The following is a 13,982-nucleotide window of genomic DNA, read 5'->3' on the forward strand; positions in this document are numbered from 1 at the left end:
GCGGCGGCGGGCACCGCCCAGGGTAAACGCGAAACTCCTTCAGGTCAGCCCCGTCCTAGGCTGGGGGCATGACCGAACCCTGGGGAGACCCCGAGAAGATCCGCCGCGTCCTGGCGGGCGGCGACACGTGGGCCGTGGTCGGGCTGGCGAACCACCCGCACCGGGCCGCCTACGGCGTGGCGAAGTTCCTCCAGCAGCACGGCAAGCGGATCGTGCCCGTGCACCCGGACGCCCCGACCGTGCACGGCGAGCAGGGCTACGCGTCGCTCGCCGACATCCCGTTCCCGGTGGACGTGGTCGACGTGTTCCGCCGGTCCGAGGCGGCGGGCGAGTTCGCCGACCAGGCCGTGGCGATCGGCGCGAAGGCGGTGTGGTTCCAGCTCGACGTGGTCGACGAGGCGGCCTACGAGCGGGCCACCGCCGCCGGCCTCGACGTCGTCATGGACCGCTGCCCCGCCATCGAGTGGTCGGCCCACGGCCCCCGCTGATCACGCCCGGCGGCGCGCGGTGACCTCGATCTCGATCCGCATCCGCGGGTCGGCCAGGCCGCACTCCAGCATCGTCGCCGCCGGGCGCACCTCGCCGAACACGGCGCGCAGCGCGGGCCAGCACGGCTCGAAGTCCCGGGCGTCGGGCAGGTAGTACGTCACCCGCACGACGTCCGCGAACGTGCAGTCCGCCTCGGTCAGCGCGGCGCCGATGTTGGCCAGGCACTGCTCGGCCTGCGCGACCACGTCGTCGGAGATGGTCATGGTGGCGTAGTCGAAGCCGGTCGTGCCGGACACGTGCACCCAGTCGCCGTCGACCACGGCCCGCGCGTAGCCGATCTGCTCCTCGAACGTCGAACCCGACAGGATCGCTCGCCTCATGGCCGCCACCCTAACCGGCCGATCACCCGACCACGCGGCGGTTTCCGCCGGTTCCGGCACGGCGGTGGCCGGCGCGGGCACGTGGTCAGTAGCCTGCGAGCCATGCCGGTCGTCGCGCTCAACGGGATCAACCTCAGCTACCACGTGGAGGGCGACGGCGACCTCGTCGTCATGGTGATGGGCACCGGGAGCCCCGGCCGGGTGTGGCACGCCCACCAGGTGCCCGCGCTGCGCGCCGCCGGGTTCCGGGTGGCGACCATGGACAACCGGGGCATCCCGCCGACGGACGAGTGCGCGTCGGGCATGACGATCGACGACCTCGTCGGCGACACCGCGGCGTTGATCGAGTCGCTGGGCGGCCGGGCGCACGTCGTCGGCACGTCGCTGGGCGCGCGGGTGGCGCAGGAACTCGCCCTGGCCCGCCCCGACCTCGTGGGCAAGGCCGTGCTGCTCGCGACGGCGGGTCGCAACGACCCCGTGCAGACGGCGCTGTCGCAGGGCGAGCGCGCGCTGCACGACCAGGGGATCACGCTGCCGGGCCGGTACTTCGCTGCGGTGAACGCGGTGCTGAACCTCTCCCCCGCGACCCTGGGCGACCCGGTCGGCGTGCGGGACTGGCTGGACGTGTTCGAGTTCACCGGTTCCGGCTACGGCAAGGGCGTGCGGGCGCAGCACGACCTGGACGAGTACGACAGCAGGCTGGACGCGTACCGGCGCATCACCGTGCCGTGCCTGGTGGTGGGTTTCGCCGACGACCGCGTGCTGCCCGCGTACCTGGCGCGCGAGGTGGCCGAGGCCATCCCCGGCGCGCGGTACGAGGAAGTGGCCGACGCCGGGCACTTCGGGTTCCTCGAGCAGCCGGCCGCGGTGAACCGGCTGATGGTGGACTTCCTGACCTCGTGAGGCGGTCCGGTCGCCGTGAGCACGGACGGTGACCGGACGACCACGGGAACCCCGCTACCCGAGCGCTCCGAACGCCGTTACCGTCGATCGCGACCTGGCGGGAGGGGCACATGGACGCGCGACGGCTCGCCCGGACCACCCGCCTGGTCTCCCTGATCGGCGTGGGCGGGGTGACGTGCCTCGTGCTCGTGCCCGTCGCGATCAACGCCGTCACGGGCGGGTCGGCGCCCCGCGTGCTCGGTCCGTACACGCCGTGGCTGTGGCCGGCGCTCGGCGTGCTGGTCGCGCTGACCGCGTGCCTCGCCGCCTGGGAACCGCTGGGCGCGCTGCTCGTGCGGCGGCGTCCCGCGCACCCGGCCAACCGGAAGGCCGCGCTGGAGCGGGTCGACCGGTTCGTGCGGGCGCGGATCGGCGGGTCGTTGGCCGAGCAGGTGCGGCTGAAGCTCGGCGTCGTGCCCCGCGTCCGGCCCCGGCTGCCGACGCGCGTCCGTCGCCCCCTCGTCGTGGCGGGCGAGCCCGGCGCGGGCAAGACGACCCTCCTGCTGGAACTGGCCGAGGCACTGCTGGCGCGTGCCGCCCAGGACCCGGGGCGGCCGGTGCCCGTGCTGGTGGACCTCGGCGGGTGGCGGCGCGACGACGACTTCGGCGAGTGGCTGCTGCGGGTGCTGGCCGACCGGTACCGGATCGGGCCGCGCCTCGGCCGGGCGTGGCTGCGCGACCGGAACCTCGTGCTGCTGTTCGACGGGCTGGACGACCTGGCCTCCGCCGACCGGGTCGAGTGCCTGGCGTGGATCACCGCGCTGGACATGCCGCAGGTGGTGCTGTGCAGCGCGGGCGACGACCACGAGCACCTGCCCCGGTACGACGTCGTGCGCGTGGAACCGTTGGGGCGCGCGGAAGTCCTGGAGCTGATCGACGCGTGCGGCCCCCGGCTGGACGGTCTGCGCGAGGCGTTGGAGAAGGACCCCGGCCTGTGGGACGAGGTGCGCACGCCGCTCGCGTTCGGGCTGCTGGCCCTCGCCTACCGGGCCGGGCGCGCGGAGTACCGGGGCGTGCTGGACACGTACCTGGTGGAGTCGGTGGCACGGGGGCCGGCGCGGGCCGAGCGGACCGTGCGCGCGTTGCGGTTCCTGGCCCGCGTCGCCCGGCGTGAGCACCACTTGGAGGCGTGGGCGACGCTGCCCGCGCGGCACGTGTGGCTCGGGTTCGTCGGGCCGGACGCGGTGTGGCGGCTGTTCCGGCGGGCCGTGCCGGGCGCCGTGGCGGGTGCGGCGGCCGCGTTGTGCTTCGTGGTCGGCGTGCGGCTGGGTCTCGTGCCCGCCGCGGTCGGGGCGGTGGCCGTGATCGGCTTGCCGCGCGGCGGGTTCACGGCCACGCGCGGCGACAAGCGGCGGGGGAAGCGTTGGGCGGCAACGGGTTTCGCCGTCGGCGCGGTCGTGACGGGTGCGGTGGCGGTGCTCGGGGCGTGGGTCGGCGGGCAGGTCGCGCGGTGGCCGGCGGCGGTCGTGTTCGGGCTCGTCGTCGTGGTCACGCTGGTCCTCGCCCACGCCACCCTGCGCGACCGGTACTGGGCCGTGGCGTGCGCGCTCGTGCCGTCCGGGGTGATGGTGGTGAGCGGGACGGGACCGGAACTGCCGGTGGGGCTGGGCATCGGGCTGGCCGCGGGCGCGGTGGCCGGGACGTTCGTCGGCGGGCTGACCGCCGTGTGGTCCGGCCTGCGCCGCCGGCCCGCCCACCGCCTGCCGTGGCTGCCCGTCGCCGGTCTCGTCGGGGTCGGGTCGGCCGCGCTCGCCGGGGCGGAGGCGCGTCCGTCGGCGCTCGGGGCGGCGCTGGGCGCGGTGACCGGGCTGCTGCTCGGCCTCGCCGTGACGCCGGTCGTGAACCGGCCGTTCGACGCGGTGGCGAACTTGCTCGCCCGGCCGCTCGCGTGGGACGAGTTCCCGTGGGGGCGCAAGGGAATCCTCCAGTCCGCGCGGGATCGGGTGCTGCTGGTGGACGAGCACCGGTTCCCGCACGGTTGGGTGCGCGACCACCTCGCCGAGTGCGACCCGGCGGAGGTCGCGGCGGCCGTCGAGCGACGGCGGGCCGGGCTGGGGGCGACCGGGCTCAGACCGAGCGGGGGCAGAGCGACCGGGGGCAGGCGGACCAGGGGCAGACCCGGGGCGTCAGACCCCACGGCGCCGGACCCCACGGCGTCCGATCGCGCGGCATCCGGCCCCGGCGCGTCGGCCCCCGGCGCGTCCGACCTCACGGCGTCCGACCCCACCGCGTCCGACCCCACGGCTTGAACACCGACAGCACCGTGTTGACCGTGTAGAACGTCAACGACACGCACGCCGCCACCAGCACGTCCGTGCCCACCGCGCCGACCGCCGTGCCGTCCGACGCGGAGGCCGCCGCCTCGTGCAGGCCCGAGCGCAGCGAGAACGTCGTGGCGACCACCGCGACGACCGTGAGCGCGAACTTCACCAGCACCCATCGGTGCTTCACCAGGCCCCACTTCGTGCCCAGCGACAGCACCACCCCCGTGGCGAGCGCGGTCAGCGCCAGGGGCAGCACGACCACGTCGCCGAGGAGCGACATCGCCGGGTACAACGCCGGCGCGTCGAACGCCGCCAGCGCCAGCGCCAGCATCCCGATCGTGACGCCGAGCCAGCCGACGGACGAGACGACGTGCAGCACCAGCCACCACTTGCGCGCTCTCGGCTTCATGGCGCACAGCGTGTCGCGCGCCGGCACGTCACCGCGTCCGTCGTGCGGCGGCTCGCGCGCCTACGCCTGCCGACGTACTCAGGCCGGCCAGTGCGCGGGGTGGGTCAGCGTGGCGGGGAGCCGGGTCGCGCGGTCGCCCCTGGCCGCGTCCACCTGGGCCTGGGTGAGGAAGAACGCGCCGGTCAGGTCCGCGCCCGACAGGTCGGCGCCGCGCAGGTCCGCGCCGATGAAGTCGACCAGCCGCAGGTCCGCGCCCCGCAGGTTCGTGCCGATCAGGTACGCGCCGCGCAACGTGGACCCGCGCAGGGTGGCGCCCTTCAGGTCCTTGCCGATCAGGTCGGCGCCGCGGCGGTTGCGGCCCTTGCCGCGGACCAGGTCGCTGGCCCGCAGCAGCACGGCGTTCACCCGCTCCCAGTACGGGTCGACGTCGAGCGCGCGCAGCTCGTCCGCAGTGCCGGTGGCGAGCCGTTCGACCTCGGCGGCCAGCTCGCCGGCCCGCGCGTGGAGGCCGCGGGCGGGTTCGAGGCCCCGCACCTCGTTCAGGTACCAGAGCAGTTCGTGCAGCCGGCGCATCACCGGGAACACGTCGAACATCGCCTCGGCCGACGCCGGGTCGTCCCGCCAGCTCGTGCCGCCGAACGTCACCTGCGCCACCCGCTGGCCCGCGCCGAAGCAGTCGTACACCGTGCAGCCGGTGAAGCCCTTGTCCCGCAACGACGTGTGGATGCCGCAGCCGAAGTCGGCGAGCAGGTTCCGGCACGGCGTGCGCGCGGGCTTGTCGACCGCGAAGTCCGCCGACCTGGCGAACGCGGGGACCACGCAGCACAGGGCGAAGCAGCGCGAGCAATCGGCGCGGAGCTCGGTCATGCGCTCAACGTGTCCAGGATCTGCTGACCGTACTTGACCAGCTTGTTCTCGCCGACGCCGTTCACCGTGCCCAGCTCCTCGAGCGTCGTCGGCGCCGTCGTGGCGATCTGGCGCAGCGTCGCGTCGTGGAAGATCACGTAGGCCGGGACGCCCTGCTCCTTCGCCGTCGCCGCCCGCCACGCGCGCAGCCGCTCGAACACCGGCGTCGCCTCGGCGGACAGCTCCACCACCTGCTTCGCCGCCTTGCCCGACTTCACCGACACCTTGGCCGCGCGCTCCACCTCGCGCCGCATCATCACCTTGCGGCCGTGGAACAGCACCTCGTCGCTCGCGGGCGTGACGACGAGCGTCGAGTACTCGCCCTCCACCGCGATCAGGCCCTGCGCCAGCAGCTGCCGGATCACGCCGCGCCAGCCGCTCTCGTTCAGCTCGGTGCCGATGCCGAAGACCTTCAGCTGGTCGTGGTCGTGCTGGATGACCTTCGCGGTCTTGCGGCCGAGCAGGATGTCGATCGTCTGCCCCGCGCCGAACTTCTGCCGCCGCTCGTTGCGCAGCCGCACCACGGTGGACAGCACCTTCTGCGCGGCGACCGTGCCGTCCCACGTCTCCGGCGGCACGAGGCACGTGTCGCAGTTGCCGCACGGCGTGCCCGACTGGCCGAAGTACTCCAGCAGCCGCACGCGCCGGCAGTCGACCGTCTCGCACAGCGCCAGCATCGCGTCGAGGTGCGCCATCAGCTTGCGGCGGTGCTGCTGGTCGCCCTCGGAGTCGTCGATCATCTTGCGCTGCTGCACCACGTCCTGCAGGCCGTAGGCCAGCCACGCCGTGGACGGCAGCCCGTCGCGTCCCGCGCGGCCCGTCTCCTGGTAGTAGCCCTCCACGGACTTCGGCAGGTCGAGGTGCGCGACGAACCGGACGTCCGGCTTGTCGATGCCCATGCCGAAGGCGATGGTGGCGACCATCACCAGGCCGTCCTCGCGCAGGAACCTGCTCTGGTTGCGCGCGCGGGTGCCCGCGTCGAGGCCCGCGTGGTAGGGCAGCGCCGGGATGCCGTTCTGGGTGAGGAACTCGGCCGTCTTCTCCACCGAGTTGCGGGACAGGCAGTAGACGATGCCCGCGTCGCCCCGGTGCTCGGTGCGGAGCAGTTCGAGGAGCTGCTTCTTCGGCTCGTTCTTGGGGACGATCCGGTACTGGATGTTGGGGCGGTCGAAGCTCGCCACGAAGTGCTTCGCGTCACCGAGGTCGAGGCGTTCGGCGATCTCGGCGTGCGTGGCGCGGGTGGCGGTCGCGGTGAGCGCGATGCGCGGCACCTCCGGCCACCGTTCGTGCAGGTGGGAGAGGGCGAGGTACTCGGGGCGGAAGTCGTGGCCCCACTGCGAGACGCAGTGCGCCTCGTCGATGGCGAACAGCGCGATCTTCCCGCGTTCCAGCAGCCGGGTCGTCTGCTCGGTGCGGAGGCGTTCGGGCGCGAGGTACAGCAGGTCCAGCTCGCCGGCCAGGAACTCGGCTTCCACGAGCGTCCGCTCGTCCGGGAACTGGGTCGAGTTGAGGAACCCGGCCCGCACCCCGAGGTCGCGCAGCGCGTCCACCTGGTCCTGCATCAGCGCGATCAACGGCGAGATGACCACCCCGGTCCCCTCGCGCACCAGGGAGGGGATCTGGTAGCACAGCGACTTCCCGCCCCCGGTGGGCATGAGCACCAACGCATCGCCGCCCGCGACGACGTGGTCGACGATCTCCTGTTGGTCCCCGCGGAAGGACTCGTACCCGAAAATCCTTCGCAGCACCTCTTGCGAAGCCATCGCGCGATCCTAACGGACCCGTCCGACACCCCCGGCCCCGCAGGCCGGTCGGGGCCGTTCCGACCAACGCGGCACGAGGTCGCGGTCACGTCGACGCCGTCGGGCGGGGTTGACGATTCCGACGTCGACCGGCGGGGTTCTCTGGTAGCTGTAGATCATGCACGTCCACTGCGGGCAGGTGGGTGAGATCCGCGAGGCCATGCGGTCGTCACCCGAGCGGTTCACGCGCGAGTGCGCGGACCGCTTCGAGCAGCAGCACGGGGAACCGCCCGGTGACGCCGAGCTGCGGAGCTGGGCCAGGAGCTGGCCGGTGCTGCTGGACGCGCTAGACCGGGCCGGGCAGGCCGAGTCGTGGCTCGTCCTGGAGTACACGCTCGCGGGCAGCGCGGAACGGGTGGACGCGGTGCTGCTCGGCGCGCGATCCCGCGGTGGCCTGACCGGCGTCGTGGTCGAGCTGAAGCAGTGGAGCCGCCTCACCTGGGCGTCGCCGCTCGAAGTGGCGCTGGAGGACATGGTCCGCCCCCACCCCTGCCGCCAGGCGTTCGGTTACACCAGCCACCTGGAGCGGTGGCTGGAGGAGGCGACGCTCGACCTCGAGTACCGGGGCGTCGCGTTCCTGCACAACGCGCCGGTCGACGTGGTGCACCGGCTGAGGGACGCGGTGGCGGGCAGTCGCGGCAGCCAGGACGTGCCGATCGTGGGGCGGGACGAGCTCTCCGGCTCGGACGGCGCCGAGCTGGCCCGGCTGCTGCGCTGCGCGGACCTGCGGCCGCCGACGCGCGAGCAGGTGGACCGGTTCCTCCGGGCGGAGCAGCGTCCGTCGAGGTCGGTGTTCGAGGACCTCGACAACGTGCTCTCGCAGAAGTCGGACTTCACCCTCGTGGGCGACCAGCAGACGGCGCAGTTGCGCGTGCTGCGGACCCTCGACCCCGAGCGGTCGACGAAGAGGCAGGTCATCGCGGTCACCGGCGGTCCGGGGACCGGCAAGACCGTGGTCGCGCTGCGGCTGCTCGCCGACATCCCCCGCATCCACTCGGAGCGAGGCCGGGTGGAGACCCGGTTCATCACCCCGTCCGGCACCTTGCGCCGGCAGCTGGCGCGCGCCACCGAGTCGCCGGCGGCGCGGCAGCTCTTCCTGCTCCCCGGCGACTTCCGCGCCGGTCGCGAGGGCGTCCACGTCATCCCGCTGGTCGACGAGGCGCAGCGCCTGCGCCGGGGCGACCGCACCGTCGAGCGGCTGGTCGGCGGCTCGCCCGTGAGCGTGTTCTTCCTCGACGAGCGGCAGGTCGTCCGGCCGAAGGAGGGGGTCAGCGTCGCCGAGCTGGAGCGCAACGCCCGGAGATTCGGCGCCGAGTTCACGCACATCCCCCTGACCAGCCAGTTCCGCTGCGGCGGCTCTCAGCGGTACCTGAACTGGCTGGACCGCTTGTTCTCGGTCGACGGCGTGGCCGAGCCCTGGGTGGAGGCCGACTACGAGGTGGACGTGGCGGCGAACCCGGAGGAGCTGTCCGCGTGGATCCGCGAGCGCGGCCGGGACGGGCGCACGGCCCGGATCTCCGCCGGGTTCTGCTGGCCGTGGCCGGACGACGCGTCCACGGGGCCGCTCCGGGAGGACGTGGTGATCGAGTGGACCGACGAGCGCGGAAGGCGTCACACCTGGCGACGGCCGTGGAACTCGAAGCACACGCGGAAGGTCGGTGATGCCGTCGAGGCGCCGCGGAGGGAGTTCTGGGCGACGGACCCGGGCGGCGAGAACCAGGTCGGTTGCGTCTACACCGCGCAGGCGCTCGAGTACGACTACAGCGGCGTGATCATCGGCCCCGACCTCGTCCGCCGGGACGGCGGGTGGGTCGGCCGACCCGACGAGAGCCACGACAAGGCGATGAAGGGCGTCGCCCCGGACGCGTACCGCCGGTTGGCCCTCAACACCTACTGGGTGCTCGCCACCCGGGGCACCCGCGGCTGCCGGTTCCACTCCACCGACCCGGAGACCCAGCGCTTCCTGCGCGGCCTGTTCCCGTCGCACCGGGAATCGTCGGACCCCTCCCCTACGCTCGCGCCATGAGCTACCGGGACGTCCGAGAACAAGACGTGCTCGCCGCGATCGCGCGGTTCGACGAGTTGGGCGGCGAGGCCTTCCTCGAGCGGTACGGGTACGACAAGGCGCGCCGCTTCGTGCTGGTGCACAACGGGAAGCAGTACGACTCGAAGGCGATCGTGGGCGTGGCGCACGAGTTCCTCGACGGCCGGGCGCTCACGCCCGACGAGTTCAGCGGTGGCCGGGCCACCGTGGGCCGCCGCCTCGGCGCGCTCGGGTTCGTGGTGCAGGAGCGCGGCGCCTTACCGCAGCTCCTGCTCCAGCCGCGCGGCGGCGCCCGCGACGGCGGTCCGCAGAACTTCAAGCGGACCGTCGAGGAGGGGATCCGGCTCGACGACCACGCGGAGGCGTTGGGCGCCGACCTCGCGGAGCTGCGGGCCCTGTACCGCGACGGGACGGCGAGGCTGTGGGGCAACACCCCTCCGGCGAAGAGCAACAACCCCAAGGCCAAGGCGATCCGCGGGAGGCGCGTCGGCGACCGGGTGCTGTTCTACGCCGAGCGCACGTTCATCGCCGAGGCGGTGATCCTCAAGCTGTTCCACAACCCGGCCGCCGCCCGCTCGATCTGGGGCGTCGACCAGACCGGCGCGACGTTCGAGCACATGATGGCGCTGGGCGACGTCACGCTGATCCGGCGGGACGCCACCGACCTGGTGCTCCGCACGACCGGTCAGGAGACGCTGCGCTCGGTGACGCTCGTCCCCGCGGACGTCGAACCTCCCGCCGGCCCGGTGGCGCCGCCGCCCCCGCCGGACGACGGGCCGGTCTCCGCCGAGGAGTTCCTGACCCGGCTGCTCACCCTGCACGGCCGGGAGCAGGCCGCGAAGCGCGACTCGGTGGCCCTGCTGTGGACGATCGGCCAGGTCCACCGCAAGCCGCGGCTGCACCCGTGGTCGACGTTCCGGCAGGAGGTCGCCAAGGTGCTGACCACCTGCGGCCTGGAGGGCGCGGACGAGCTGGAACGCCCGTTCTACGACCTGCGGCGGACCGGCTTCTGGCGGGTCGTCCCCGAGTCGGCCGCTCCGGGGGCCGCGGACGCGGAGGAGCCGAGCGCCGGTTTCACCGACGAGTCGCACCGGCTGCTGGTGGACGTCGCGTTCCGCACGAAGGCGATCAACGTGCTGCGTTCCCGGCACCTGGACGGCGAGGACCACGAGGTCCTCCTGGCGAGCGTGGGCCTCGAGGACTACGCGACGGCCAGCGGCGAGCCGCGCAGCGGCGGCAGATCCCGCGAACGCCGGCTGCGGCCCAACACCGGGTCGTCGGTCGCCCGTGACCGTGAGGTGGTCCGTAGGGTGAAGGCGCTGCACGACCACACGTGCCAGTTCTGCCACACCCGGCTCAACACCGGCTTCGGCTACTACAGCGAGGCCGCGCACATCCGCGGCCTGACCGTGCACAAAGGGCCGGACGAGCTGGAGAACCTGTTGTGCCTGTGCGCGAACTGCCACGTCCAGTTCGACGGGTTCGGGTTGTACGTGGACGAGGGTGACGTCGTGCGCCGGGTCCGCGACCGCGGGGAGGTCGGCAAGCTCCGCCGGGTCTCCGGCCACGCCATCGAGGACGCGCACATCGCCTACCACCGCGACCTGTGCGTGATCGCCCCTTCGAACGACTGAGCCGGTTGGGGCCTGGTGGGGTCGGCGGGCCGCGGCGCGTGATCGGGCGACGTCGACCCGACGAACGCGGGTGTCCCTGGACGGCGGGTCGTGTCATGGTGGGGTGGGCGTGATTGGTCTGGACCTTCGGCGGCGAGAGGATCGGGACTATGCGCGGCACGACGGTGTTGCCCGGGACGCCTTGCCCGGCGCCGCGGCGAGGCGAGTTGCCGGTTCACCGGTTGGAGGTGCCGCTGCCCAACGCCCTGCCGTTCGCGGTCGGGACGTTCGACACCATCGGGCCCCTGTCGCGCGCGCCCTTCCCGCACCGGCACACGTTCCACGAGATCGTGCACGTCACCGGCGGCACGGGGGCGCACGTCGTCGACCTCGCCCGGTGGGAGCTGCGGCCGCCCCACCTGTGCGTCATCGCGCCCGGCCAGGTCCACCACTGGGACGGCGCGCGGGACCTGGAGGGGCACGTCCTGCTGTTCACCGACGACTTCCTGCTGGACCACCCCGGCGACCGGGACGTGCTGCGACGGCTGAGCGAACGGCCCTGGCTGACGTTGGACGGACCCGCGCGCGCCGGGATCGGCCGGCTCGTCACCGAGCTGCACGACGAGTACCGGCGCGCCGAGCCCGGCGTGGACACCGTCCTCCGCTCCCTGCTGCACGTGCTGGTCGTGCGGGCGTCCCGGCTCGACCCGACGCCGTCCGCCCCGCCGCCCGCACGCGCCGGCGCGGTGGCCGAGGAGTTCGTCCGGCTGGCCGGCCGCACCGACCACGCGCTGTGGTCGGTGCGCGCCTACGCGGAACGGATCGGCGTCACGCCCGGCTACCTGACCGAGGTGGTGAAGGCCGCGACCGGCCGGACGCCGTCGCAGCTGGTGCGGGAGGCGCGCACGCACGAGGCGAAGCGGTTGCTGGTGAAGACGGAGCTGACCGTGCGGCAGGTCGCCGACCGGGTGGGTTTCGCCGACCCCGCCTACTTCTGCCGCTTCTTCCGGCGCGAGACGGGCGTGAGCCCGGGGGCGTTCCGGCGCGGCGACGACCGCGGGTGACCCGGCGGCGTTCACCGCCGCCGGCGACGTTCACAGTCGGGAGCACGGGCAACAGCGCCCACGAGGATCACCACGAACCACGGCGCCAGTCCATCGTCCGGGCCTGGCCCGCGTCCGTACGTTCGGGATGACCTTCCGACCAGCCCTCACGAGGAGCCGGCCCACAAGGAGCAGGTATGGACGCATCCACGGACGACGACCGCGGCACCACCGAGCACCCCCTCGACGACGGCGCCGACGCCCGCCACCCCAGCCGCAAGACGGTGCTGCGCGCCGCGCTCGCCGCGGGAGTCGCGCTGCCCGTCGCCCTGATGGGCGTGCCCGCGCTGGCCCGCACGGTCGGCGCGAACGGCGGCACGCTGGAGCCGACGCCGGAGTGCGACGACGGCGACGACCCGACCCCGCCCCAGACCGAAGGCCCCTACTTCAAGCCGAACTCGCCGCGCCGCACGTCGCTGGTCGACGCGGGCACGCCCGGCACCCGGCTCACCGTGACGGGGTACGTGTTCGGGCTCGGGTGCCAACCTCTGGGCAACGTGCTCATGGACTTCTGGCAGGCCGACGTCAACGGCGTCTACGACAACACCGGCTTCCGCTTCCGCGGCCACCAGTTCACCGACGCGCGGGGCGCGTTCACGCTGACGACCATCGTGCCCGGCCTCTACCCCGGCCGCACGCGGCACATCCACGTCAAGGTGCAGGCGCCCGGCCGCCCGGTGCTCACGACCCAGCTGTACTTCCCCGGCGAGCCGCGCAACAACACGGACTCGATCTTCGACCCGCGGCTCCTGATGACCGTGCGGAACGTCGGGAGCGGCCGGGAGGCGAGCTTCGACTTCGTGCTCAACGTGCCGGGGACGACCGGCACCACACCGACGTCGACCACGTCCACCACGCCGTCCGCGCCCGGTGGCGGCACGTGGACCGCGGGCACGACCTACGCGGCGGGCGCGCGCGTCACGTACGGGGGCGGCGGGTACGTGTGCCTGCAGGGCCACCTGGCCCAGCCGGGCTGGGAGCCGCCGAACGTCCCCGCGCTGTGGCGGGCCGAGTGACCCGTCGACGCGGGTAGGACGGCGCCAGGACGCGGGCGAGGACGCAGTGGAGCCCGTGACCGGTCCGGTCACGGGCTCCCGCGGGTCTGCGACGGCCTGCGGTCAGGCGGTTCCGCCGGTGCTCTGCGGCGGCACGTCGGCCGGCTCGCGGAACAGGTCGGTGTACGACCGCTGCTCGTCCTTGCGGGGGCCGTTGGCGGCCTGAGTGCGGTGCGTGTCCGGGTGGCTGAACAGCTCGTTCGCCGGCTGTGCGGTACTTGACATGGGTTCCGACTTTCTCCGCGCCCGGTGCGTGCTCACGGCCGGTGACGCTGAGCCGGGGATTCGCACGACGCGAGGGGTGTTTCGGGTCCGATAGAACGAATCGCCCCGATGCCGCCACGGTACACGTCGCGGCGCCGTGCGCGCCACCGGGAAGTGGGCGCGGCCGGCCCGGACCCGCCTGGACGGGTGACCTGCGACACTTCCGAGGGTCTCCGGAACTATTTCGGACGTCCGGTGGTTGTACCGGGTGGTCGTCAATTTTGTGTCCGTGTTTCCACAGCTGTTTCGCGGAATGATGTTGCGGACGGTTTTCTTTCTTTGCCTTGCCTGACAAGCACTGGAGAAGTCGTCGTCTGGAATCCGACCCGGAGCCGCATCCGGCGGCGCCGATCCAGCTCTGCCAAGGAGAGAGAACATGACCCAGGGAACCGTGAAGTGGTTCAACTCGGAAAAGGGCTTCGGCTTCCTCGCCCGTGAGGACGGCCCGGACGTCTTCGTGCACTACTCGGAGATCGAGGGCTTCGGCTACCGCAGCCTCGAGGAGAACCAGCGCGTCGAGTTCGAGGTCAACCAGGGCCCCAAGGGCTTGCAGGCGGTCGGCGTCCGCGCCGTCTGATCCGCGCCCGCTGATCGGCCGGACCGATCGGCACGGCCTCACAAACCTGCTCCTACCAGCGTAAAGCCTGGAGGAGACGCGGAACCGGAGCCCTTCGACCCACCACGGGTCGGAGGGCTCCGGCCTTTCCCGGC

The 13,982-nt window shown here is 73.1% G+C and carries 13 protein-coding genes; 8 read left to right on the plus strand and 5 right to left on the minus strand.

The window, feature by feature from the left end:
• Positions 1-68: 68 nt before the first annotated feature.
• Entirely contained in the window at positions 69-488 is a 420-nt protein-coding gene (locus ACRAKH_RS25930; RefSeq protein WP_380726167.1) for a CoA-binding protein, read from the plus strand.
• Here ACRAKH_RS25930 and ACRAKH_RS25935 read toward each other — a convergent pair whose 3' ends face one another.
• Positions 489-869: a RidA family protein gene (locus tag ACRAKH_RS25935; protein ID WP_380726165.1), complete on the minus strand. Its 381-nt coding sequence runs from the start codon at positions 867-869 to the stop codon at positions 489-491.
• Between the two features lie 102 nt (positions 870-971).
• On the opposite strand from ACRAKH_RS25935, the gene ACRAKH_RS25940 reads away from it, so the two are divergent.
• Together ACRAKH_RS25940 and ACRAKH_RS25945 are read left to right on the plus strand one after the other, a co-directional pair.
• Positions 972-1,772 (plus strand): alpha/beta fold hydrolase, encoded by an 801-nt coding sequence (locus ACRAKH_RS25940; RefSeq protein ID WP_380726164.1) that lies wholly within the window; start codon positions 972-974, stop codon positions 1,770-1,772.
• A gap of 110 nt (positions 1,773-1,882) precedes the next feature.
• The gene (locus ACRAKH_RS25945; protein ID WP_447009351.1) at positions 1,883-4,060 is read left to right on the plus strand and encodes an NACHT domain-containing protein; all 2,178 of its coding nucleotides are present in this window, start codon (positions 1,883-1,885) and stop codon (positions 4,058-4,060) included.
• On the opposite strand, the gene ACRAKH_RS25950 is transcribed toward ACRAKH_RS25945, so the two are convergent.
• From ACRAKH_RS25950 to recQ, 3 genes are all read right to left on the minus strand, one after another.
• Complete coding sequence (locus tag ACRAKH_RS25950) at positions 4,020-4,484, minus strand: hypothetical protein (RefSeq protein ID WP_380726720.1); 465 nt, start codon at positions 4,482-4,484, stop codon at positions 4,020-4,022. The two genes, ACRAKH_RS25945 and ACRAKH_RS25950, sit on opposite strands and share 41 nt — an antisense overlap.
• Before the next feature lie 78 nt (positions 4,485-4,562).
• Positions 4,563-5,351, minus strand: a complete 789-nt coding sequence (locus ACRAKH_RS25955) for a pentapeptide repeat-containing protein (protein WP_380726718.1) — start codon at positions 5,349-5,351, stop codon at positions 4,563-4,565.
• On the minus strand, positions 5,348-7,153 hold the full coding sequence (gene recQ, locus ACRAKH_RS25960; protein ID WP_380726716.1) for a DNA helicase RecQ: 1,806 nt from the start codon (positions 7,151-7,153) through the stop codon (positions 5,348-5,350). Before recQ ends, ACRAKH_RS25955 begins: the two co-directional genes overlap by 4 nt.
• 157 nt (positions 7,154-7,310) lie before the next feature.
• On the opposite strand from recQ, the gene ACRAKH_RS25965 reads away from it, so the two are divergent.
• The 4 genes from ACRAKH_RS25965 to ACRAKH_RS25980 all read left to right on the plus strand — a co-directional run bounded on the left by ACRAKH_RS25965 (position 7,311) and on the right by ACRAKH_RS25980 (position 12,968).
• Positions 7,311-9,218 (plus strand): DNA/RNA helicase domain-containing protein, encoded by a 1,908-nt coding sequence (locus ACRAKH_RS25965; protein WP_380726714.1) that lies wholly within the window; start codon positions 7,311-7,313, stop codon positions 9,216-9,218.
• Positions 9,215-10,870, plus strand: coding sequence for an HNH endonuclease (locus ACRAKH_RS25970; RefSeq protein ID WP_380726712.1), 1,656 nt, complete (start codon positions 9,215-9,217; stop codon positions 10,868-10,870). Before ACRAKH_RS25965 ends, ACRAKH_RS25970 begins: the two co-directional genes overlap by 4 nt.
• Positions 10,871-11,076: 206 nt before the next feature.
• Positions 11,077-11,913 carry a helix-turn-helix domain-containing protein gene (locus ACRAKH_RS25975; RefSeq protein WP_380726710.1) on the plus strand — a complete coding sequence of 279 codons (837 nt, stop codon included), beginning with the start codon at positions 11,077-11,079 and terminating at the stop codon, positions 11,911-11,913.
• Positions 11,914-12,089: 176 nt separating this feature from the next.
• Entirely contained in the window at positions 12,090-12,968 is an 879-nt protein-coding gene (locus ACRAKH_RS25980; protein WP_380726708.1) for a dioxygenase family protein, read from the plus strand.
• 102 nt (positions 12,969-13,070) lie between these two features.
• Here the strand turns inward: ACRAKH_RS25980 and ACRAKH_RS25985 are convergent, their stop codons facing one another.
• Positions 13,071-13,232 carry a hypothetical protein gene (locus ACRAKH_RS25985; protein ID WP_380726706.1) on the minus strand — a complete coding sequence of 54 codons (162 nt, stop codon included), beginning with the start codon at positions 13,230-13,232 and terminating at the stop codon, positions 13,071-13,073.
• Positions 13,233-13,647: 415 nt separating this feature from the next.
• Between ACRAKH_RS25985 and ACRAKH_RS25990 the strand changes: the two genes are divergently transcribed.
• Positions 13,648-13,848 carry a cold-shock protein gene (locus ACRAKH_RS25990; RefSeq protein WP_380726704.1) on the plus strand — a complete coding sequence of 67 codons (201 nt, stop codon included), beginning with the start codon at positions 13,648-13,650 and terminating at the stop codon, positions 13,846-13,848.
• Positions 13,849-13,982: the final 134 nt, after the last annotated feature.

The sequence above is a fragment of the Saccharothrix hoggarensis genome (assembly GCF_052936025.1).

What these genes read in the sequence shown, in the direction of transcription:
- ACRAKH_RS25930 (WP_380726167.1), top strand. Translation starts at nt 69, where the DNA reads ATGACCGAACCCTGGGGAGACCCCGAGAAGATCCGCCGCGTCCTGGCG.
- ACRAKH_RS25935 (WP_380726165.1), bottom strand. Translation starts at nt 869, where the DNA reads ATGAGGCGAGCGATCCTGTCGGGTTCGACGTTCGAGGAGCAGATCGGC.
- ACRAKH_RS25940 (WP_380726164.1), top strand. Translation starts at nt 972, where the DNA reads ATGCCGGTCGTCGCGCTCAACGGGATCAACCTCAGCTACCACGTGGAG.
- ACRAKH_RS25945 (WP_447009351.1), top strand. Translation starts at nt 1,883, where the DNA reads ATGGACGCGCGACGGCTCGCCCGGACCACCCGCCTGGTCTCCCTGATC.
- ACRAKH_RS25950 (WP_380726720.1), bottom strand. Translation starts at nt 4,484, where the DNA reads ATGAAGCCGAGAGCGCGCAAGTGGTGGCTGGTGCTGCACGTCGTCTCG.
- ACRAKH_RS25955 (WP_380726718.1), bottom strand. Translation starts at nt 5,351, where the DNA reads ATGACCGAGCTCCGCGCCGATTGCTCGCGCTGCTTCGCCCTGTGCTGC.
- recQ (WP_380726716.1), bottom strand. Translation starts at nt 7,153, where the DNA reads ATGGCTTCGCAAGAGGTGCTGCGAAGGATTTTCGGGTACGAGTCCTTC.
- ACRAKH_RS25965 (WP_380726714.1), top strand. Translation starts at nt 7,311, where the DNA reads ATGCACGTCCACTGCGGGCAGGTGGGTGAGATCCGCGAGGCCATGCGG.
- ACRAKH_RS25970 (WP_380726712.1), top strand. Translation starts at nt 9,215, where the DNA reads ATGAGCTACCGGGACGTCCGAGAACAAGACGTGCTCGCCGCGATCGCG.
- ACRAKH_RS25980 (WP_380726708.1), top strand. Translation starts at nt 12,090, where the DNA reads ATGGACGCATCCACGGACGACGACCGCGGCACCACCGAGCACCCCCTC.
- ACRAKH_RS25985 (WP_380726706.1), bottom strand. Translation starts at nt 13,232, where the DNA reads ATGTCAAGTACCGCACAGCCGGCGAACGAGCTGTTCAGCCACCCGGAC.
- ACRAKH_RS25990 (WP_380726704.1), top strand. Translation starts at nt 13,648, where the DNA reads ATGACCCAGGGAACCGTGAAGTGGTTCAACTCGGAAAAGGGCTTCGGC.